Annotated in this window: 15 protein-coding genes and 1 tRNA gene; 14 read left to right on the top strand and 2 right to left on the bottom strand. The window is 51.8% G+C overall.

Annotated elements, in window-relative coordinates:
* The 8 genes from IMCC13023_RS04455 to pyk all read left to right on the top strand — a co-directional run bounded on the left by IMCC13023_RS04455 (nucleotide 1) and on the right by pyk (nucleotide 11423).
* Nucleotides 1–225 carry a DUF6704 family protein gene (locus IMCC13023_RS04455; RefSeq protein WP_040325181.1) on the top strand — a complete coding sequence of 75 codons (225 nt, stop codon included), beginning with the start codon at nucleotides 1–3 and terminating at the stop codon, nucleotides 223–225.
* Complete coding sequence (locus IMCC13023_RS04450) at nucleotides 225–998, top strand: indole-3-glycerol phosphate synthase TrpC (RefSeq protein WP_040325179.1); 774 nt, start codon at nucleotides 225–227, stop codon at nucleotides 996–998. The genes IMCC13023_RS04455 and IMCC13023_RS04450 overlap by 1 nt, the downstream gene beginning before the upstream one ends.
* A 13-nt stretch (nucleotides 999–1011) precedes the next feature.
* On the top strand, nucleotides 1012–2211 hold the full coding sequence (trpB, locus tag IMCC13023_RS04445) for a tryptophan synthase subunit beta (RefSeq protein WP_007541696.1): 1200 nt from the start codon (nucleotides 1012–1014) through the stop codon (nucleotides 2209–2211).
* The gene (gene trpA, locus IMCC13023_RS04440; RefSeq protein ID WP_040325177.1) at nucleotides 2208–2987 is read left to right on the top strand and encodes a tryptophan synthase subunit alpha; all 780 of its coding nucleotides are present in this window, start codon (nucleotides 2208–2210) and stop codon (nucleotides 2985–2987) included. Before trpB ends, trpA begins: the two co-directional genes overlap by 4 nt.
* 4 nt (nucleotides 2988–2991) lie before the next feature.
* On the top strand, nucleotides 2992–3876 hold the full coding sequence (gene lgt / locus IMCC13023_RS04435; protein ID WP_081478849.1) for a prolipoprotein diacylglyceryl transferase: 885 nt from the start codon (nucleotides 2992–2994) through the stop codon (nucleotides 3874–3876).
* A 71-nt stretch (nucleotides 3877–3947) separates the two neighbouring features.
* Nucleotides 3948–8501: a glutamate synthase large subunit gene (gene gltB, locus IMCC13023_RS04430; RefSeq protein ID WP_007541690.1), complete on the top strand. Its 4554-nt coding sequence runs from the start codon at nucleotides 3948–3950 to the stop codon at nucleotides 8499–8501.
* A complete protein-coding gene (locus IMCC13023_RS04425; protein ID WP_007541688.1) occupies nucleotides 8494–9951 on the top strand; it encodes a glutamate synthase subunit beta in 1458 nt (485 codons plus the stop codon). Before gltB ends, IMCC13023_RS04425 begins: the two co-directional genes overlap by 8 nt.
* A 29-nt stretch (nucleotides 9952–9980) precedes the next feature.
* The gene (pyk, locus tag IMCC13023_RS04420; protein ID WP_007541687.1) at nucleotides 9981–11423 is read left to right on the top strand and encodes a pyruvate kinase; all 1443 of its coding nucleotides are present in this window, start codon (nucleotides 9981–9983) and stop codon (nucleotides 11421–11423) included.
* A 55-nt stretch (nucleotides 11424–11478) separates the two neighbouring features.
* On the opposite strand, the gene IMCC13023_RS04415 is transcribed toward pyk, so the two are convergent.
* A tRNA-Leu gene (locus IMCC13023_RS04415) sits at nucleotides 11479–11560 on the bottom strand.
* Nucleotides 11561–11615: 55 nt separating this feature from the next.
* On the opposite strand from IMCC13023_RS04415, the gene IMCC13023_RS04410 reads away from it, so the two are divergent.
* A complete protein-coding gene (locus IMCC13023_RS04410) occupies nucleotides 11616–12194 on the top strand; it encodes an ANTAR domain-containing response regulator (RefSeq protein WP_040325363.1) in 579 nt (192 codons plus the stop codon).
* A 1-nt stretch (nucleotide 12195) separates the two neighbouring features.
* On the opposite strand, the gene IMCC13023_RS04405 is transcribed toward IMCC13023_RS04410, so the two are convergent.
* A complete protein-coding gene (locus IMCC13023_RS04405) occupies nucleotides 12196–12582 on the bottom strand; it encodes a PaaI family thioesterase (protein WP_100207073.1) in 387 nt (128 codons plus the stop codon).
* A gap of 80 nt (nucleotides 12583–12662) precedes the next feature.
* On the opposite strand from IMCC13023_RS04405, the gene polA reads away from it, so the two are divergent.
* The 5 genes from polA (at nucleotide 12663) to uvrA (ending at nucleotide 22518) form a co-directional block, all read left to right on the top strand.
* Nucleotides 12663–15359: a DNA polymerase I gene (polA, locus tag IMCC13023_RS04400; protein ID WP_007541681.1), complete on the top strand. Its 2697-nt coding sequence runs from the start codon at nucleotides 12663–12665 to the stop codon at nucleotides 15357–15359.
* A gap of 127 nt (nucleotides 15360–15486) precedes the next feature.
* On the top strand, nucleotides 15487–16944 hold the full coding sequence (gene rpsA / locus IMCC13023_RS04395) for a 30S ribosomal protein S1 (protein WP_007541680.1): 1458 nt from the start codon (nucleotides 15487–15489) through the stop codon (nucleotides 16942–16944).
* 66 nt (nucleotides 16945–17010) lie between these two features.
* On the top strand, nucleotides 17011–17589 hold the full coding sequence (coaE, locus tag IMCC13023_RS04390) for a dephospho-CoA kinase (protein ID WP_007541679.1): 579 nt from the start codon (nucleotides 17011–17013) through the stop codon (nucleotides 17587–17589).
* A 6-nt stretch (nucleotides 17590–17595) separates the two neighbouring features.
* Nucleotides 17596–19662, top strand: coding sequence for an excinuclease ABC subunit UvrB (gene uvrB / locus IMCC13023_RS04385; protein WP_007541678.1), 2067 nt, complete (start codon nucleotides 17596–17598; stop codon nucleotides 19660–19662).
* A gap of 9 nt (nucleotides 19663–19671) precedes the next feature.
* Nucleotides 19672–22518, top strand: coding sequence for an excinuclease ABC subunit UvrA (uvrA, locus tag IMCC13023_RS04380; protein WP_007541677.1), 2847 nt, complete (start codon nucleotides 19672–19674; stop codon nucleotides 22516–22518).
* The last annotated feature ends 1 nt before the right edge of the window (nucleotide 22519 follow it).

Here is a 22519-nt window from a genome sequence, read left to right as displayed (position 1 = left end):
ATGTCTAATTCCAATACCGAGCCAGGACACGGAAACTCCGTGGCAGCCTGGGCGACCGTAATTATTGTTCTAACAGCCTTCGCAATTGGAACGCTATTTTTCTGGTTGGACATCCCCGCTCTAGTCTGGGCTTCAGCCGTCTTGGCCGTCCTTGGTCCGTTAGCTGGTCTCATTCTTAGGAAATCTGGCTTCGGAGTCGGCGGCAAGCACTCGAAGTCTCACTAGTGCTGGACGAATTATTCGCTACAGCAAGTGATGATGCCGATATTCGCAGTAAGAGTGTGAGTATCGAATCTCTAGAGGCCCTGGTGGAAAACATGGAGCCCGCAGTCTCAGCACTGAAAGCCCTTGAGCCTGCCCCCAAAATCAAAATTATTGCCGAAATAAAGAGATTTAGCCCTTCGGTAGGACACATGGCCGAGATCCCTGATGCCGGATTGTTAGCACTTACTTACGAGCAAAGTGGGGCACATGCAATCTCGGTTCTAACAGAGCGATCCGGATTCGGCGGCTCTCTAGATGATCTTCGACATGCCAGCGATGCCGTATCAATCCCAACACTTCGCAAGGACTTCATATCCTGTGAGTATCAGATATTGGAGGCTCGTGCTCACGGAGCATCGTTCGTTCTTTTGATTCTCAGCTGGCTCAAGGAGCCTGATTTCCTAAGGTTGTCTAAGTTCGCTGCGGACTTGGGCTTAGACGTGCTTGTTGAGACGCACACGGCAGAAGAAATTCACATCGCCAACGCCGCGGGGAGCCGTTTGGTTGGAATAAACACAAGGGACTTGCAAACATTCAAGACCGACCTGCGGCTCTTTGAGACCATGTCGCATCTTCTGTCTGACGAGACAATAAAGGTGGCGGAATCGTCAGTAAAAAAGCCTCAAGACGTAGCCAGATACTGGAACGCTGGTGCCAATGTCGTGCTAGTTGGACAAGCCCTAGTCACCGGGGATCCCAGCTTGCTAATTCCGGAATTTATTAACGCAACTTAGGATTATCAACACAATGAAACTCTCTGAACAAGTAGGACCTTACTACGGCGAATACGGCGGCAGATTCGTTCCGGAGCCACTAATTGCAGCTCTCGATCAACTCGAGGCCACCTACGAAGCGATGCGAATAGACCCTGGGTTTATAGCTGAGCTTGCTGAACTCCACAAGACTTATACCGGTCGCCCATCCATAATCACTGAGGCGAAGCGCTTCGCAGCGCACTTTGGCGACATTAGGGTCTTTCTAAAAAGAGAAGATTTGAACCACACCGGTAGCCACAAGATAAACAATGTTATGGGCCAAGCGCTCCTGGCAAAAAAGATGGGCAAAAAGCGCATAATTGCCGAAACTGGAGCTGGTCAGCACGGCGTAGCAAGTGCGACGGCGGCAGCATTCTTTGGGCTGGACTGCGTTGTGTACATGGGCGAAGTTGACACCGAAAGACAAGCCCTGAATGTCGCGAGAATGCAGCTGTTGGGCGCAGAAGTAATCCCAGTGACTTCAGGTTCAAGAACTCTCAAAGACGCGATCAACGAGGCGCTTAGAGATTGGGTTGCCAACGTTGATTCCACTCACTATCTGCTTGGCACAGTTGCGGGACCACACCCGTTCCCGACTATGGTTCGAGACTTCCATAGCGTGATCGGTTACGAGGCTCGTGAACAAATGCTTGAGCTAACAGGGAAACTTCCAGATGCAGTGGCAGCTTGTGTCGGTGGCGGCTCAAATGCGATTGGAATATTCCACGCCTTTTTGGATGACGAGGACGTTGCGCTCTGGGGGTTTGAGGCCGCGGGCGACGGTGTTGACACTCCGCGCCATGCCGCAACTCTATCGATGGGGACACCAGGAGTTTTGCACGGTGCCAAGAGCTACATGCTTCAGGATGCCGATGGTCAGACAATGGAATCACACTCAATTTCTGCTGGTCTTGACTACCCGGGAGTCGGTCCGGAGCACTCATGGCTCAAGGATCTAGGCCGGGCTAGTTATCACGGCGTTACCGACGCCGAGGCTATGAGCGCGATGAAATTGCTTTCTCAAACAGAGGGCATTATCCCCGCAATCGAAACGGCGCACGGGCTAGCAGGAATAGAACATCTGGCCAAGGTCTTACCGGCCGGGGCTCACATCCTTGTGAACTTGAGCGGACGCGGAGACAAGGACATGGAAACAGCTGCAAAGTACTTCGGCCTAATGGGAGATAAATGAGCTCAGTACATGACACTCTCCTGGCGAATAGAGAATCAGGTAAAGGTTCTTTGGTTGGTTACTACCCAGCCGGCTATCCAACTGTCAAGGACTCAGTTGATGCACTAGTAGCAATGGCCCAAAACGGCTGCGACGTACTTGAAATCGGAGTTCCCTACAGTGATCCAGTAATGGACGGTCTGGTTATTCAGGTCGCTACCGAGGAAGCACGAGCAGCAGGCTTCGTGCTAAGGGACCTTTTCGATGTCATTCGCCAGGTTCGTGCAAAAGTTTCCACACCGTTGTTGGTCATGAGCTACTGGAACCCTGTTCTCAGGTACGGCGTCGAAAAGTTTGCTGAAGACATGCTCGCTTCCGGGGCTCAGGGAATGATTACTCCGGATCTTGTTCCGGACGAGGCGGCGCATTGGCTGGAAGTCAGCCAATCTAAGGGTCTAGACAGAGTGTTTTTGGTTGCGCCTTCGAGCTCCAATGAAAGAGTGACTGCGAACGCCGATGCGTCTCAGGGCTTTGTTTATTCAGTCTCAACAATGGGCATAACTGGGGAGCGTGCCACTCTCGATTCTCTTGCAAGGCAGCTAGTGGGTCGAGTGAAAAGCCTTAGCGAGACACCGACCTGTGTGGGAGTAGGAATTTCCACCGCCGAGCAGGTTCGTGAAGTAAACAGTTATGCCGATGGTGCAATTGTTGGAACTGCCTTTGTGAAGGCCTATCGCGATGAGGGTCTGTCAGGCCTAGTTGCGAAAACCAAAGAACTGGCTGCGGGCCTAGGATAAAACGATGGAATTAATCGTAGGTATCCCGTCGCCCGAAATCAGCTTTATCGATTTGGGGCCATTTCGAATTCATTTCTACGCGCTGTTCATTCTTAGCGGCATAGTTATCGCGACCATCCTTACTGATGCCAGGCTAAAAGCCAGGGGGACCCCTGCGGGCTTGTTCTTAGATATCGCGCTGTGGGCTGTCCCATTTGGGATTCTTGGGGGCAGGTTCTTCCATGTTCTTACCCATCCAAACGACTACTTCTATCAAGGCGCCGATCTTCTTGACATATTTAAAATTTGGGAGGGCGGCCTTGCTATTTATGGAGCCCTGATTCTCGGAGCGGTTGGAGTGTTTATCGGTTCGAGGCAGGCTGGGATCAGATTCTTATCGGTTTTAGACGCCGTAGCTCCAGGAATGCTTCTCGCTCAAGGCATCGGGAGGCTTGGAAACTACTTCAATCAAGAACTATTTGGTCTACCGACAACTCTTCCCTGGGGGCTCGAGATTCCAAGTTCTAACCCTGCGTATCCGCTCGGCTTGCCAGATGGACTGACTTTTCACCCCACTTTTGCCTACGAAATGATTTGGAATCTGACAGGCGTCGTGGCGTTGATTTGGCTTGGCAGGAAGTTGCAACTTCAATGGGGCAAGGTTTTTGCACTTTACTTGATTGTTTATTCAACTGGACGAGTTTGGATAGAAGCTATCAGAATTGACCCAAGTGAGATTATCCTTGGACTAAGAATAAATATCTGGTCGGCGCTGACCGGTATTGCAATCGGAGTAGTTATCTACTTGGTTCAGACTCGCCGACACCCCGGCAAGGAACCCTCGGTGTGGCTCGACGGCAGAGAACCTGTCGATCAGCTAGCCGACACCAGCAAGGACGCTGCTAAATAATCCAATAGCTCATTAATAAGACATAAAGGTCGGGCCAACGAAGCTCCGAAAAGAATTCGATTGGAGTCACCATGGTTAACAACGGACCGTTCCACAAGTTTGCCACCACGCCCAAGAACCAGGGGCTATACGATGCTGCCCAAGAGCGTGACGCCTGTGGTTTGGCAATGGTGGCGACACTTCGGGGTTATGCCGGTCACGATGTTGTGGACATGGCGCTGTCTTCCCTTAGAAACCTAGAGCACCGTGGAGCAGTCGGCTCCGACGCCGGGACAGGCGACGGTGCCGGGATACTGACGCAAATGCCAGACGGCTTTTTCCGCGCGGTCGTCGATTTCGACTTACCAGCAAGCGGGACTTACGGGGTCGGTCTTGTTTTCATGGATGCCAAAACCGCTTCCAAGGACAAGGCCAGGTTTCAGGCAATATGTGACGAGGAGTCGCTGACGGTTTTGGGCTGGCGCACCCCGCCCACCGATAGCTCAGTTCTTGGAGATCTTGCAAAAAAGGCGATGCCCCTGATTGAACAGGTATTTGTTTCATCCAGTGACCTAATCGCAGGCATGGACCTAGAGCGCAGGCTATTCCGGGCCAGGAACAGAAGTGAGCGAGAAATTGGCCTTTACCTTTGTTCTCTTTCATCTAAAACAATCGTCTACAAGGGCATGGTTACCACCTTGCAGCTTGAGCCTTTTTATCCAGACCTCAGTGACGAGCGCTACGAGTCCCTGCTGGCACTTGTCCACAGTCGATTCTCGACCAACACTTTCCCGTCGTGGCCATTGGCCCACCCGTTCCGCTACATCGCCCACAACGGCGAAATAAACACCGTCAAGGGCAATGCCAACTGGATGGCGGCAAGAGAGTCACAGCTTTCCTCTGAGCTACTTGGTGACATCGACCAGCTAAAACCAATCGTCTCGAAGGGCGCATCTGATTCAGCAACTTATGATGAAGTTTTGGAGCTGTTGGTCCTATCGGGCCGTTCGCTTCCACACGCCATGATGATGATGATTCCGGGCGCCTGGGAAAAGCAACTGGATCTTGATCCACAGCTAAGAGATTTCTACGAATACCACTCGATGATTATGGAACCTTGGGATGGGCCGGCGGCAGTAGTGTTCACGGACGGTGACCTGGTCGGCGCAACTCTTGATCGAAATGGACTTCGACCCGGTCGATTTGTAGTCACAGAGGATGGTTTTATAATCCTTGCCTCTGAGATCGGCGTCGCTGATATTTCTCCAGACAAAATTGTTCGAAAAGGTAGATTGCAGCCAGGAAAGATGTTCCTGATTGACACTGTGGCCGGACAAATAGTTGAGGACGAGCAAATCAAGTCCGAGGTTGCGTCCCTAGAGCCGTGGGGCGAGTGGCTCGAAGCAAGCCGGATTAACTTGCGCGATCTTCCCGACCGCGAGCACGTTCGTTATTCGAGCAAGTCCGTTAAGCGTAGGCAACGTGCCTTTGGATACACCGAAGAAGACCTAAAGATATTCATTGCTCCCATGGCAAGAATTGGACAAGAACCAATCGGAGCAATGGGAACCGACACCCCTATCGCTGCCATTTCAGAGCGGCCAAAGCTTCTCTTTGACTATTTCACACAGCAATTCGCGCAGGTTACAAACCCACCGCTAGACGCAATTCGTGAAGAAGTCGTGACCTCGATGACAACAAGCATTGGTCCGGTAAGGAACCTTTTGGAAGCCAACGCCGAGCACGCGAAGCAAATGGTTTTGGATTACCCAATCATTGGCAACGATGAGTTGGCGAAGATTAAGCACATAGACCGAGCTAACAACATTGGTAAGGCAGTCACAATCTCCTGCTTGTATCGAGTCGACGACGGTCCCGAGGCACTCGAGGCTCGCCTTGAGGCAATCTGTGCAGAAGTTGACCAAGCCCTGTTAGCCGGAGCGACCTTCATCGTGCTGTCTGATCGAGATTCCAATCGGGAGCTAGCTCCTATTCCTTCGCTACTGTCTTGTTCCGCCGTGCACCACCACCTCATTCGAAACGGAACCAGAATGATGGCCGGGCTCGTTATTGAAGCTGGCGATGCTAGGGATGTTCACCACGTCGCAACCCTGATTGGATTTGGTGCATCTGCAATAAATCCGTACTTGGCACTCGAAACAGCAGAGGACCTCGTTTTCAATGGGACAATCACCGGCATAACGATGGAGCGAAGTAGCAAAAACATGATCAAGGCGCTTGGAAAAGGTGTCTTGAAGGTTATGTCGAAAATGGGTATCTCAACGGTCTCTTCTTACGGTGGCGCCCAGTGCTTCGAGGCAATTGGACTTTCCCAGGAGTTAGTGGACAAATACTTCACCGGCACGATTACGAAGCTTGGTGGGGTAGCCCTGCCGATTTTGCACTCTGAAATTGCTCAGCGTCACGCAGCCGCATACCCAATGGAAAGTGCCAATCAAGACAGCACTCCTCTGGACGTGGGTGGCGAAATGAAATGGCGTCGCGACGGCCCTCCTCACTTGTTTAATCCTGAGACCATTTTTAAGCTTCAGCACTCAACCTCTCAAAAGAACTACGAGATTTTCAAGTCCTACACCAATGCAGTCGATGACCAGGCTGAGCGCTTGATGACTATTCGAGGGCTATTTAGCCTCAACAAGGAGCTACGCACTCCAGTGCCAATCTCCGAGGTGGAGCCGGTGCATTCAATTGTGAAGCGATTCGCAACCGGGGCAATGAGCATGGGATCAATTAGTCCGGAAGCCCACGAAACTCTTGCAATTGCGATGAATCGACTTGGCGGAAAGAGTAACACCGGAGAAGGCGGAGAATCAGTAGAGCGACTACTAGATCGTGAAAGACGCAGTGCTGTGAAGCAGGTTGCGTCCGGACGATTTGGTGTGACCTCGATGTATTTGACTCATGCTGACGACATTCAAATCAAGATGGCTCAGGGAGCGAAACCTGGCGAGGGCGGGCAGCTACCTCCAAACAAGGTTTACCCATGGATTGCGGAACTTAGGCACTCGACACCGGGTGTAGGGCTTATTTCTCCGCCTCCTCATCACGACATTTACTCCATCGAGGATCTGAAGCAATTGATCTTTGACCTCAAGCGGGCAAACCGCGCCGCCAGAGTTCACGTCAAGTTGGTATCTCAGTTCGGTGTTGGAACCGTCGCGGCCGGTGTGGCAAAAGCCAAGGCAGATGTAGTACTGATTTCTGGCCACGATGGTGGCACAGGCGCCAGCCCTCTTAATTCTTTGAAGCACGCTGGAACCCCTTGGGAGCTGGGCCTTGCCGAGACTCAGCAGACTCTGCTGCTCAATGGCCTACGCGACCGTGTTGTAGTGCAGGTCGACGGCTCCATGAAGACCGGACGAGACGTGATCATTGCCGCTTTACTTGGTGCTGAAGAATTCGGATTCGCAACCGCTCCGCTTGTGGTGGAGGGATGTATCTTGATGCGTGTTTGCCACCTCGATACCTGTCCGGTAGGCGTGGCGACCCAGAACCCGGACCTCCGAAAGCGATTCCACGGTCAAGCTGATCACGTTGTCAACTTCTTTGAGTTTTTGGCGCAGGAAGTTCGCGAGTACCTAGCTGAACTTGGCTTCAGGACACTGCAACAGGCCATTGGTCAAGTAGAAGTGCTAGATGTGAATAGGGCGATTCGTCACTGGAAGGCAGATGGCTTAGACCTTTCGCCGATTTTTGCGGCTAAGGACATAGTTACTACTCAGACTCAATACTGCTCGAGCTCACAGGATCACGAGCTAGAGAAACACTTCGACTTCCCACTCATTGAGACAGCGAAGCTTGCGCTCAAAGACGGCAAGGCCGTTGAGATCAAGAGCCAGATAAACAACACCATGCAAGCAATCGGAACGATGCTTGGCAATGAGCTCACCAAGAAGTGGGGCGAACAAGGGTTAGAACCTGGAACCCTGAAACTCACCCTAACCGGCAGTGCCGGCCAGTCTTTGGGCGCGTTCATGCCTCGAGGTCTTCAAATTGATGTTGAAGGTGACTGCAATGATTATGTCGGCAAGGGCCTTTCTGGAGGAATCATAAGCGTCAGACCACCAGAGACCGCCGGCTTCCTCGCGTCTGAAAACGTGATCGCTGGAAACGTCATCGGCTACGGAGCCACTTCAGGCAAGATTTTCCTAAACGGAGTCGTGGGTGAACGATTCATGGTTCGAAATTCTGGAGCCGTCGCGGTTGCAGAGGGCGTGGGAGATCATGCTCTGGAATACATGACCGGTGGACGAGTAGTCATCCTCGGAAAAACGGGAATCAACCTGGGCGCCGGCATGTCCGGGGGTATCGCTTATGTTCACAGGCTGTCAGAGTCAAAGGTGAATCGCGAAGCCCTTCAGCTGGGCGAAATTACCTTGAGCGTTCTTGATCAGACAGGAGAGGACGAACTCCAGGCAATACTTGAGCAACACCTTGACCTGACTCGCTCTCCGCTAGCAAAGATTATCCTGGACGATTTTTCGACCTACGCGAAAGAGTTCGTGAAAGTTATGCCTAGGGACTACGCACGCATAGTTGAGATTCAACAGGATGCTCGGGCAACAGGCATAGACCTAGACGGTGAAGAAGTTTGGACACAAATCTTGGAGGTAACTAATGGCTGACCCAAGGGGATTTCTAAAAGTCACTGATCGTGAGACAGCGAAACGCAGGCCCGTTCCAGTTCGAATAAAGGACTGGAAAGAGGTTTATGAAGAGCGGAACTCTGGGGTAATCAAGGAGCAGGCCGGGCGCTGCATGGACTGTGGCATTCCCTTCTGCCACGCCGGGTGTCCGCTTGGAAACCTTATTCCGGAATGGAATGACCTAACCCACCTAGGCAAGAACAAAGAGGCGATAGATCGCCTGCACTCGACAAATAATTTTCCAGAGTTCACCGGCAGGCTCTGCCCAGCACCCTGCGAAAGCGCATGCGTGCTTGGCATCAACCAGCCCGCTGTAACAATCAAGGAGATCGAAGTTTCGATCATCGATGATGCTTTCGACTCAGGTTTTGTTACCCCGAGCGTTCCAGATCGACTAACCGGCAAGACAATAGCCGTCGTGGGCTCTGGTCCAGCAGGCTTAGCAGCTGCTCAACAGCTGACTAGAGCTGGCCACACAGTAGCTGTATTCGAAAGGGACGACCGCATCGGCGGTTTGCTCAGATACGGCATTCCGGATTTCAAAATGGAAAAGCGCCACATCGACAAGCGCCTCGCTCAGATGACAGCCGAGGGCACCAGGTTCCGCACTGGAGTAAACATCGGCGTTGACATTACCTGGGAAGAGCTAAAGCTCAGCTACGACGCCGTATTGGTGGCAACTGGGGCAATCACTCCAAGAGCTTTGGATGTGCCAGGCTCGGACCTAGCTGGAGTCCATTTCGCAATGGAATTCCTCACACAGGCAAACCGAGTTGTGGCTGGCGACACAGTAGAGGACCAGCTAAGTGCCGAGGGTAAGCACGTTGTAATTCTTGGCGGCGGAGACACTGGAGCAGACTGTCTAGGAACCGCTACCAGGCAAATGGCTGCTTCGGTCACGACAATCGCTATTGGTCAGAAGCCCGAAGAACAACGAACCGCGGATCAGCCCTGGCCAATGGATCCAAGAGTCTTTGAAATTTCAAGTGCCCACGAAGAATTCGGCGACCGCAAATACTTGCACTCAACGGTCGAACTTATTGGCGAAGACGGTCAGGTAACCGGCATTAAAGTTGCGGATACCGAATTTGTGAATGGACGACGAGTGCCGAAGCCTGGCACTGAAAGAGTAATGAAGGCCGATTTAGTTCTACTCGCACTCGGCTTCACCGGCCCAGAGTCAGACACAATAACCACCCAGCTAAAGGCTGAGATAGATGCTCAAAGTAATATTTCTCGCGACGGTAAATACCGCAGCAAGGATGCTTTGTTTGTGGCAGGGGATGCGGGCAGAGGCCAAAGCCTGATAGTTTGGGCAATAGCCGAGGGACGGGCAGCTGCCGCGGCGATTGATGAACACCTCGAAGGCGAGACTCAGCTGCCATTCCCCGTAAAGCCAACTGATAAGCCAATTTCGGTTTATAGCTAGGTCAAAAAGAAACTAGGACACTGAAGCCAATGAGACGCGCGAAAATTGTTGCAACATTCGGGCCTGCAATAGGCGATTTAGAAATGACCCGCAAGGTCATAGCCGCTGGAGTCGACGTGGCGAGGATGAACCTTAGCCATGGCTCATACGAAGTTCACGAGCAGGTCTACAAGAACATTCGTCAAGCCAGCGAAGAAGCCGAAAAGGCTGTGGGAATCCTTGTTGACCTTCAAGGACCAAAGATTCGACTTGGAAAGTTTGCAGAGGGCAGTGTTGATCTGATAGTTGGCGCAACCTTCAAGATCACTACCGATGATGTCCCGGGAGACGTGGACATTTGCTCCACCACCCACAAGGGCCTTCCAAACGATGTCTCAGTGGGGGACATGCTGCTAATTGACGATGGTCGACTATCACTTCGAGCCACCGCAGTGGACGCCACAACAGTAACAACAGAGGTCGTCATCGGCGGTCCAGTGTCAAACAACAAGGGCATAAACCTCCCCGGCGTTGCAGTCGATGTTCCGGCACTGAGCAAGAAAGATGAAGAAGACCTTCGATGGGCCCTAAAGCTTGGCGCGGACATGATTGCATTGAGCTTTGTAAGAAACGCCAAAGACATCCTCCGAGTCCACGAGATCATGCGCGAAGAAGGCAGATTTATACCCGTCATAGCCAAGATCGAAAAACCTCAGGCAGTTGCCAACCTTGAAGAAATCATTGACGCTTTTGACGGCGTCATGGTCGCTCGAGGCGACCTAGGAGTGGAGCTACCCCTAGAACAGGTCCCAATCGTCCAGAAGCGAGCCGTAGAGCTTGCAAGACGTTGGGCTAAGCCGGTTATCGTAGCGACTCAGATGCTAGAAAGCATGATCACTGCAAGCAGGCCAACCAGAGCCGAAACTTCAGATGTTGCGAACGCAGTCCTCGATGGTGCTGACGCTCTGATGCTTTCCGGCGAAACCTCCGTGGGCCAATTTCCAATTGAGACCATTGAGACCATGGCGAAAATAATTGAATCCACCGAAGAGAATGGACTTGAGCGAATTCCGGCTCTTGGAACCCAGCCACACACTCACTCTGGCGCCGTGGTTAAATCAGCTCTTCAAATCGCTGAACTATTGGGCTCCAAGTTTGTTTGCGTATTCACAGAATCAGGCGACACACTGCTTAGAGTTGCAAGGCTCAGATCACGAGTTCCGGTTCTTGCCTTCACTCCAAATGAAGAAATTCGACGCCGTCTTTCTCTGATCTGGGGAGCAACTACATTTTTAGCTGGAAAGGCAACACACACAGACCAAATGATCAAGCAGGTAGATGAAATTGTGCTTGCCAGCGGAAAATGTCGCGTTGGCGACGAGGTGGTAGTAGTCGCCGGCTCCCCACCGGGGATACCTGGCTCGACTAACTCGCTTCGCGTGCACCGCGTCGGCGATGCAGTCAACGAAACAGTGCCCGGGTACGCCGGCTAAACAGAAAATCTTTCCAACAAAAAAGAGCGGTGGGTATCCACCGCTCTTTTTTTTGTGCCGGAAGTGGGATTTGAACCCACACGCCCATAGGACAAAGCATTTTGAGTGCTTCGCGTCTGCCGTTCCGCCATTCCGGCTAGCTGTATCACTCTAGCGGATTTGATTATTCAAGTTGCCGCTAAAGTTGTAATCATGCAAGAAGCACTTCGCGTTATCGTCGCAGAGGACGAAGCCCTTATCCGGATGGATGTTGTCGCCACTTTACAAGAGGCAGGCTACGAAGTAGTTGGTGAGGCGGGAGACGGCGAAGAGGCGGTGAGGCTCGCTATTGAATTGATGCCAGACCTGATGATTATGGACATCAAGATGCCTAAGCTCGACGGCATATCAGCCGCTGAGAAGATTTCAGAGCACAAAATTCCCGTCGTCTTACTGACAGCCTTCTCGCAAGCAGACTTGGTGAAAAGGGCTGCGGATGCCGGGGCAATGGCTTATGTGACGAAGCCGTTCAAGCCATCCGACTTGCTGCCAGCAATACAAATTGCACTTTCTAGATCCGAGGAGCTCTTTGCCCTTGAAACAGAAATAGCTGATCTCAACGAAAGATTAGAAACCAGAAAGCTTATGGACCGGGCCAAGGGCCTTCTTCAGTCGAAAATGAAACTAAGTGAGCCAGAGGCTTTCCGCTGGATCCAGAAGGCATCAATGGATCGCAGGCTCTCAATGTCCCAAGTCGCCAAGGCGGTACTAGAGCAACTAGGGGACAAGTAACTCAGCTCTTGTTTGCTCTTAGGAAGTTTGTTATCCGAATTGTTGAGAGCAACTTACCGGCCTCGTCGGTAACTTTGATCTCGTGACTCGTCAGGGATCTTCCAAGCTTGACTGCCGTACAGGTTCCTGTCACGACACCTTCTGTGGCAGAGCTGTGGTGAGTGGCGTTTATCTCAATACCGACCGCATAACCCCAAGGGTGTGCGTGCACGTTGGCGGCAAAGCTGCCAAGGCTTTCACCAAGCACTACGTGGGCACCGCCGTGAAGCACGCCCAAGGGCTGAGTGTTGCCCGAAACCGGCATGGTGGCAACTGCTCGTTCAGCACTTAGCTCCTTGAGTTCTATTCCCATGCGGTCGGCAAGGTCACCCAAGCCCCGTCGCTGCATAATTTCAAGGGCATGAGCTGTTTTTGCGATATCGTCTTGGGTCACTGTGGTACCACCTTCTACAAAGTAGGCTAAACGCTATGAGCGCCAACGAAAAGCCTACTCTGCTCCTTATCGATGGGCACTCACTTGCATTCCGAGCTTTCTACGCGCTGAATGTAGATAACTTCAAAAATGCTGAGGGGCAGCACACAAACGCCGTTCACGGATTTATCTCGATGATGCTGAACATTCTGGAGGGCGAAAAGCCAACCCACATGTGCGTTGCATTCGACGTTTCTCGGCACAGCTTTAGAACCGAAGAGCTTCCCGAATACAAGGGCACCCGCGGAGAAACCCCGGTGGAGTTCCTTGGCCAAACCGAGCTGCTTGTAAAGGCGCTAACGGCGATGAACATCACGAGCGTTTCTCGTGAAAACTACGAAGCCGATGACTTACTTGCGTCGCTTGCAAACCTCGGCGAGCAAGCCGGGATGCGCGTGCTGGTTGTTTCTGGAGACCGCGACACTTTCCAGCTGATTCGTGAGGACACAACCGTTCTCTATCCAGTCAAGGGAGTCATGAACCTTGCTCGCATGGATGATGAGGCTGTTTTGGCTAAATATGGCATTCACGCAATTCAGTATCCGGAACTCGCGGCTCTTGTGGGGGAGAGCTCGGATAATCTAATCGGTGTGCCCGGAGTTGGTCCGAAAACGGCCGCTAAGTGGATACAGCAATTCGGATCCTTAGACGAAATTCTCAAGCGATCTGACGAGATTCCCGGCAAAGTAGGCGAGAACCTCAGAGAGAACCAGCACCTCGCGGTTAGAAACCGCAGGCTAAATCACCTCCTCACGGATCTCACCTTTGATTTTTCGATGGAGGACCTGGTCTTGGGTCCCGTAGATGAAGATGCCCTGAGGGAAATCTTTGCAGTATTGTCATTCCGGACACTGCTGACCCGGGTTCTAAAGCTTCGAGGCGGCAATGGTACTCAACACATAGCGCAGGCGGCGGCGCTTGAAGAAAAGTCCGCTCCAGACGGCCAGGAAGCCTCAGCGGCATTGCCTCTGGCCTCAAACAAGATCATCGATGATCTTCCTTCCAGCCCCATAGATTCCAGGGTTGCTTCGGTTGCGGAGATTCAAGAACTCGTCATTGCAGGAGAATCTTTCGTGCATTTTGAGATCAATGATGGTCGCCTTGTTGGGCTGGGAATTGCCACGATAGCAAAGAGGCTGAACTGGAATGGCGAAGATCAAGATTCAGCACTGGCGCTTCTAAAGCGTGGAGGTTTTGGCGGTTGGGACACCAAAGCCATGAGGAAGAAGCTTTACTCACTTGGGATTTGGCCCGATGTGATTACCGACGATGCTTTGTTGGTCAGCTACCTGGTCGATCCGATTAGCAAGGATCTGTATCCAGACTCAATCATGCGGCAGTACGCCGGCATAGACGCAGTTCGTCAAGACCCCAACGAGTTACTCAGCGAATCGGATCCTTCGCTTGATGCCTGGGTATACGCGGTTATCTGCGCAGTGCTAATTCCGCAGCTGGAGGAGACCGGTCAGCTTGGTATCTATCGAGATATCGAGTTGCCGGCCAGCGAGGTACTTTCAAAAATGGAAATAACCGGAATCGCAATGGATTCCTCGGCGCTTCAGACTCAGTTCGATGAATTGACTCTCGAGGTAGAGCAAATCGCAAAAGAGGCCTATGAGATTATTGGCCACGAAGTGAACCTAGCGAGCCCAAAGCAATTACAGGTGGTTCTATTTGAAGAACTAGGAATGCAGGGCACAAAGGCTCTAAAGACTGGCTACTCAACAAATGCCGAGGCCTTAAGTACTTTGTTTGAGCAGACCGAGCACCCGTTTTTAGAGCGACTGCTTGCGCACCGAGACAGCACCAAGTTGCGACAGATGACTGAGACCCTGCTGAAAGCCATTGAGAACGACGGGCGAATCCACACAAATTACTCGCAGGTTGGAACCTCTACGGGCCGCCTAAGTAGCGATAGTCCGAACCTTCAGAACATACCGATTAAGACTGAACGTGGTCAACGACTTCGCAGTGCCTTTATCGCAGGACCCGGTTATGAGACTTTACTCACGGCCGATTACTCGCAGATAGAAATGCGGATCATGGCTCACTTGTCTGAGGACGAAGGTCTTATCGAGGCCTTTCGAATCGGTGAAGATCTTCACAATTTTGTCGGAGCAAGGCTGTACGGAGTCGAACCTTCAGATGTCACGGGCCAAATGCGCTCAAAGGTCAAAGCCATGAGCTATGGACTTGTCTACGGGCTAAGCGAGTTTGGGCTTGGCAGGCAGCTCAGGATTACGGGGAAAGAAGCTAAGCAGCTGATGTCCGATTATTTCGACCGCTTTGGAGGTGTCAAGCGCTATTTGGACACGGTTGTCCAACGCGCAAAAGCACTTGGCCATACGACCACTGTCTACGGACGCCGCCGGCCATTTCCGGATCTCAACTCAAAGATTTTCCAAGTGAGGGAAAACGCGAGACGCGCAGCCCTCAACGCTCCGATTCAGGGAACAGCCGCCGACATCATGAAGCTTGCGATGATAGTTGTGAAACGAAAAATGGATGCTCAAGATCTAAAGTCGCAACTGTTACTTCAGGTCCATGACGAACTGGTATTTGCAGTTGCTTCCGGCGAACTTGAAACACTTAGAGAACTCGCTGTCAGCGCCATGCAAGAAGTAGTCACCCTGACGGTCCCACTCGAGGTGCATGTTGGCATTGGGGTCAACTGGGAGCTGGCGGGGCATTAGAAAACGCGGTAGTATTGCGCGGGTGCCTTCGGGCACTTTTCCCGTCCGTTCGTTGGGCCAAATAAACAGATAATGGAAGCATTATCTTTGGCGCGACCCGAGTAAACAAAGTGGAGTTACCACAAATATGGCATCCAAAGCAACCGCAAAACCAGTACAAATCGCAGTAAACGACATCGGTTCAGAGGCAGATTTCCTAGCCGCAGTCGAGGCAACACTTAAATTCTTTAACGATGGAGACCTGATCTCCGGCACCGTAGTCAAGATTGACCGCGATGAAGTTCTTCTGGACGTTGGTTACAAAACCGAGGGTGTTATTCCCTCCAGAGAACTATCAATCCGTCAAGACGCGGACCCAAATGACATTGTAAAAGTCGGCGACGCCATTGAGGCACTTGTTCTTCAGAAGGAAGACAAAGAAGGCCGTCTAATTCTTTCCAAGAAGCGCGCTCAGTACGAGCGAGCATGGGGCGATGTGGAGCGTATCAAGGAAGCTGATGGTGTTGTCACTGGAACCGTCATCGAAGTTGTGAAGGGTGGAGTCATTGTTGACATCGGTCTTCGAGGTTTCTTGCCTGCTTCGCTTATCGAACTGCGTCGTGTTCGCGATCTAGGTCCTTACCTTGGTACCGAGGTCGAGGCAAAGATTTTGGAACTAGACAAGAACCGCAACAACGTTGTGTTGTCAAGACGAGCTCTTCTCGAGCAGAGCCAAAGCGAGAACCGCAGCACCTTCCTGAACGACCTTGTAAAGGGTCAGGTTCGTACCGGAGTTGTTTCATCAATCGTAAACTTCGGCGCATTCATTGACCTTGGCGGAGTTGACGGATTAGTCCACGTTTCCGAACTTAGCTGGAAGCACATTGAGCACGCCAGCGAGGTAGTAGAAGTGGGCCAGGAAGTCACAGTTGAGGTTCTTGAGGTAGACCAGGAGCGCGAGCGCGTTTCCTTGTCGCTAAAGGCAACCCAGGAAGACCCATGGCAGCTGTTCGCAAGAACTCACGCCATCGGGCAGTACATCCCGGGCAAGGTGACCAAGATTGTTCCATTCGGTGCCTTTGTCCGAGTTGCAGACGGCATCGAAGGCCTAGTTCACATCTCAGAACTATCCTCTAAGCACGTTGAGCACGCCGATCAGGTAGTGACCGTGAACCAAGAAGTCTTCGTCAAGCTAATTGACATCGACCTTGAGCGTCGCAGAATCTCACTGTCGCTCAAGCAGGCACTTGAAGAAGTTGAGAACGCCGGCACGGACTTCAACCCAGTGCTTTACGGCATGAGCGCCGACTACGACGACAAGGGTCAGTACCGTTACCCAGAAGGTTTCGACCCAGCCACCAGCGAGTGGCGCGAAGGCTTCGAAGAAGCTCGTGGCAAGTGGGAGACAGAGTACACAGAGGCTAATGCTCGTTGGGAACTGCACAAGGTTCAGGCCAAGGCCGCTTTCGAGCACCTTGCTTCTATTCCAGATGCTGCACCTGCACAGGAGGCTTCAACTTCGAGCGGTGACTCTGCCGATCAGGGCACACTGGCAGACGACCAGTCGCTGGCCGCCTTGAGAGACAAGCTAACGGGAGACAAGTAGCACGTAGTCTTTTTAGATAAGCGGGAACACCAACGGTGTTCCCGCTTTTTCTTTATCCTTATAACAATGCTTATTGCTTTGACTGGTGGAATTGGCTCGGGAAAATCTACCGTAGCTAGTCGTTGGGTTGCACTCGGGGGAACAGAAATAGACGCCGACGTTTTGGCTAGACAAGTGGTTGAGCCTGGAACAGCTGGGCTGGCAGCAGTTGTAAAGACCTTTGGTACCGAGGTTCTCAATGAAGACAGTTCGCTCAATCGGGCTCAGCTGGCGAAAATTGCCTTTAGTTCTGAGGAAAATAGAACTGTGTTGCAAGGAATATTGCATCCGCTCATTCAGGCGCGAGCAAAAAAACTAATCTCCGAAATCGAAGGTTTAATTATTTACACAATTCCTTTGCTCGTGGAGACGAAATCTCCGCTGACGTTCGATCGGATCGTTACCGTAAGCGCGCCGGAGGCAGTTCGCATTGAAAGGCTAATCAACAACCGCGGTATGACTGAGGAAGATTCTCTTTCAAGGATTAGGGCCCAGGCAACGGATGCGCAACGCGAAGCTTTGGCAGACACGGTTATTGACTCAGACTGCACTCTTGTTGAACTTCAATCAAGGGCGGACAACGTGTTCGCCTCCTTCAATATTTAGGCAGAGATGCAGGACATATCCAAGCCATTCAAAGTCATCAGCGAATATTCGCCTGCCGGTGACCAGCCAACAGCAATTGCGGAGCTTGCAAGCCGCCTAACCGCCGGTGAAAAAGACGTGGTTCTGTTGGGAGCTACTGGAACTGGCAAGTCGGCGACTACAGCTTGGCTAATTGAAAAGCTCCAGCGCCCAACCCTGGTAATCGCTCACAATAAAACGCTTGCGGCACAACTGGCCAGTGAGCTCAAGGAAATGTTCCCTGAGAACGCAGTTGAATACTTTGTTAGCTATTACGACTACTACCAGCCCGAAGCGTATGTACCACAAACAGACACCTTCATTGAGAAGGACTCATCGATAAACGAAGAAGTTGAGCGCCTGCGTTACTCGGCAACTATGTCTTTGCTTTCCAGAAGAGACGTAATTGTGGTCGCAACAGTGTCTTGCATCTACGGCCTGGGTGCACCAAAGGAGTACTTGGCGCAATCGTTACCTTTGCAGGTAGGCCAACGCATTGATAGGGACGAACTAATCAGAGGGCTCGTAGCCATTCAGTACCAGCGCAACGACATCGAGTTCACTCGGGGAAATTTCCGAGTCAAGGGTGACACCGTCGAAGTCATAGCGGTCTACGACGAAGAGGCAACTCGAATCGAGTTTTTTGGTGATGAAATTGAAAAAATTTACCGAATACACCCCCTTACCGGTGAAGTTCTCATGGAACGCCAAAGCGTCGCCATCTACCCGGCTTCCTATTATGTGGCGCCGGTCGAGCGAATGGGTAAGGCAATTGAGGACATTGAAAACGAACTTGAAGTTCGTTATAAGGAGCTGGACTCTCAAGGAAAACTCCTAGAGGCACAGCGAATCAAGATGCGAACCACTTTTGATCTAGAAATGATTCGCGAACTCGGCTTTTGTTCTGGAATCGAGAACTACTCAAGACACATCGATCAGCGAATGCCAGGCGATGCACCGTCCTGCTTACTGGACTACTTCCCAGAGGACTTCCTAACGGTTATCGATGAGTCGCACGCCACGGTCTCGCAGATTGGGGCGATGTATTTAGGTGACTCATCCAGAAAGCGAACACTTGTTGAGCATGGTTTTAGGCTGCCATCAGCCCTTGATAATCGCCCACTCAAATTCGAAGAGTTCCTTGAGCGGACAGGACAAACTGTTTATCTATCTGCGACCCCGGCAAAATACGAGCTTGCACTCTCTGACGGTGTAGTAGAGCAGATCATCAGACCAACGGGCCTCGTCGATCCGCAAATTATTGTCAAGCCTGCCAAGGGCCAGATCGACGACCTACTAGATGAAATCAGGACTAGAACAGAGCGCAACGAAAGAGTGCTGGTCACAACGCTCACCAAGCGGCTGGCCGAGGAGGTCACGGAGTACTACACCGAGATGGGGGTTCGCGTCCGGTACCTCCACTCCGATGTTGACACTCTTCGTCGCGTGGAATTGCTTCGAGAGCTTCGTCAAGGAGTATTTGATGTCCTGGTGGGCATCAACCTTCTTCGAGAAGGTCTCGACTTGCCAGAGGTTTCGTTAGTTGCAATTTTGGACGCAGACAAAGAGGGTTTTCTTCGTTCAACCACATCGCTGATCCAGACAATTGGACGTGCAGCTAGAAACGTAAATGGAGAAGTCCACATGTATGCCGATGTGATGACAGCCTCAATGACTAGAGCCATCGACGAGACGAATCGTCGTCGGGAAAAACAAGTCGCGTACAACAAAAAAATGGGGGTCGACCCACAACCGTTGCGCAAGAAAATCGCAGACATCACTGATTCTCTGCAGCGCGAAGAGGTGGACACCGAGCAACTAATTAGGCAGATGAAAGAAATCTCAAACAAGAAAACTGCCAGGCAAAAAACTAAGGGCCGACCCGCCATCGGGGCAGACGGTCAGAAGCAGATACTCGGGACAATCATTGAGCTAGATGTTCAGATGAAATCCGCGGCCAGTGAGCTCAAGTTTGAGTTGGCAGCGCGAATTCGCGATGAAATTTCGGAGTTGAAAAAGGAGCTACGAGCTTTTGAAGCTGCGGGTCACGCCTAAACTTCTACAATGACGATTCAGCAACCCAAAGGTCAAAAACTCTCTATAAAGGGCGCAAGAGTTCACAACCTGAAAAACCTTGATCTAGAGCTTCCCAGGGATTCAATGATCGTCTTTACCGGCCTAAGTGGCTCCGGTAAATCTTCGCTAGCGTTTGACACAATTTTCGCGGAGGGACAGCGTCGTTACGTTGAGTCACTCAGCGCCTATGCGAGGCAGTTTCTTGGGCAGGTCGACAGGCCCGATGTTGATTTCATTGAGGGCCTAAGCCCCGCTGTCTCAATTGACCAGAAGTCAACAAACCGAAACCCCCGCTCAACTGTTGGAACCATAACGGAGATCCACGATTACCTGAGGCTACTTTGGGCCCGGATCGGCGTTCCTCACTGCCCTGTTTGCCAAGAGGTCATATCAAAGCAAACTCCACAGGCAATCGTTGATCAGCTGATAGCGATGAATGAGGGCACCCGGTTTCAGCTGCTATCGCCGATTGTGGTTCAAAAAAAGGGCGAGTTTCAAGACTTGTTTGCATCCCTGCAAGCTCAAGGGTACGCCCGAGCAGTCGTAGACGGCGAGCAGGTAATACTTGCCGAGGCCAAACCGCTGAAGAAGAGCTTCAAGCATGACATTTCAGTTGTCGTGGACAGACTCGTCGTTAAACCAGACGCCCAGTCGAGGATTACCGACTCTGTTGAAACTGCGCTAAAGCTATCGTCGGGTCGGATAGTAGTTGACTTCATCGACGCTAAGGTCCAACGCGTGTTCTCAGAGCACCTGAGCTGCCCAAACGAACATGACCTCGTTCTCACGGAGATTGAGCCCAGAACCTTTTCCTTCAATGCTCCATTCGGAGCATGTCCGGCCTGCACGGGGCTTGGCACCAAAATGGCGGTGGATGCCGAATTAGTTATAGGAGATCCAGCGGCAAGCATCAAAGACGGAGTAATTCTGCCTTGGTCCACTCAAGGTAAGGGGCTCTACTCTTACTTCGTTAGGTTGCTGCAAGGCTTAGCTGACGACTTGGATTTCGACCTAAAAACTCCTTGGAAAAAACTACCCGCCGCGACCCAGCAGGCGATCCTAAACGGCAACGATTTTGAAGTTGAAGTCAAGTGGCGCTCGCGCTACGGACGAGAAATGCGCTACACCTCCGGATTTGAGGGTGTGCTGCCCTACATCGAGCGTAAATACCTAGAATCCGATAGCGATTGGGCCAGAAGCAAGTGGGCTGATTATCTTCGGGAAGTGCCATGCACGAGCTGCGACGGAGCCAGATTGCGCCCCGAAGTTTTGGCCGTAAAGGTGCATGGTAAATCAATTCATGACGTTGCTCAGATTTCGCTTGGCGACTCCCACGAATTTTTTGACTCGCTAAAGCTAACCGAGCGAGAAGCAATCATTGCGGCTCAAGTGCTCAGGGAAATCAGAGCGAGACTGGACTTTCTGTTGGCAGTCGGGCTCGACTATTTGTCCTTGGAGCGTGCCGCCGGTTCGCTGTCCGGGGGAGAGGCACAGCGCATCAGGCTTGCAACCCAGATTGGAGCCGGGCTTACTGGGGTTCTCTATGTTTTGGACGAGCCATCGATTGGCCTTCATCAACGTGACAATCTGCGCCTTATTGAGACTCTGGAAAAACTTAGAGACTTGGGAAACACGTTGATTGTTGTCGAGCACGACGAGGACACGATCAAGGCGGCGGACTGGTTAGTCGATATCGGTCCCGGTGCCGGAGTAAACGGCGGCGAAGTAGTTCACTCAGGTAGCTACCAAAATCTTCTCAAAAATACCAACTCAATGACCGGCGATTACTTGTCCGGCAGAAGATCAATTGCTACGCCGAAAAAGAGGCGAAAGCCCAAAACCGAGGGCAAGCTGAAGGTAGTGGGCGCTCGAGAAAATAACCTGCAGAATGTGACCGTGAATTTCCCACTTGGCGTGATGACTGCTGTCACCGGTGTCAGCGGCTCTGGTAAGTCGTCACTGGTAAACGATGTTCTCTACGAGGTCCTTGCCCAGCGATTGAACCGAGCAAAGTCAGTTGCCGGAAAGCACACGCGAATCGAAGGCGTGGAGCTTTTGGACAAGGTCGTCCACGTTGACCAAGCCCCCATTGGGCGCACCCCAAGGTCAAACCCCGCAACTTACACCGGCGTATTTGACAACATAAGGAAGCTGTTTGCCGACACCCAGGAGGCCAAGGTCAGAGGCTATCTTCAGGGCCGGTTCTCTTTCAACGTGAAGGGTGGTCGTTGCGATAACTGCTCCGGAGACGGCACAATCAAAATTGAGATGAACTTCCTACCCGATGTATATGTGACCTGTGAGGATTGCAAGGGGGCTCGTTACAACAGAGAGACCCTACAAGTTCTCTATAAGGGAAACTCGATCGGTGATGTTCTGAACATGCCAATCAGTGATGCAGCCGAATTCTTTGCACCAATCAATTCGATAGCTAGATACCTAACGACACTTGTTGATGTTGGCCTAGGTTATGTGCGCCTTGGACAAAGCGCTACCACTTTGTCCGGGGGCGAAGCGCAGCGGGTAAAGCTGGCGACTGAACTTCAAAAGCGTTCGACCGGTCGAACTATCTATGTCCTTGATGAGCCGACTACCGGATTGCACTTTGAGGACGTGAGCAAACTCCTGATGGTTCTAAATAACCTGGTCGATAAGGGCAACACTGCAATCGTCATCGAGCACAACCTAGATGTAATCAGATCTGCGGACTGGATCATCGACATGGGGCCAGAAGGTGGTTCCGGTGGTGGCATGGTTGTGGCGGAGGGAACTCCGGAACAGGTGGCGAAAAACCCGGCCAGCCACACCGGTAGGTTTCTGGCCGAGATCTTGTAAT

It is taken from the genome of Candidatus Aquiluna sp. IMCC13023 (assembly GCF_000257665.1).
In the GTDB taxonomy this organism is placed as follows: domain Bacteria; phylum Actinomycetota; class Actinomycetes; order Actinomycetales; family Microbacteriaceae; genus Aquiluna.
Note: the sequence above shows the minus strand (reverse complement) of the source record. Positions and strands in the feature narration are given on the sequence as shown.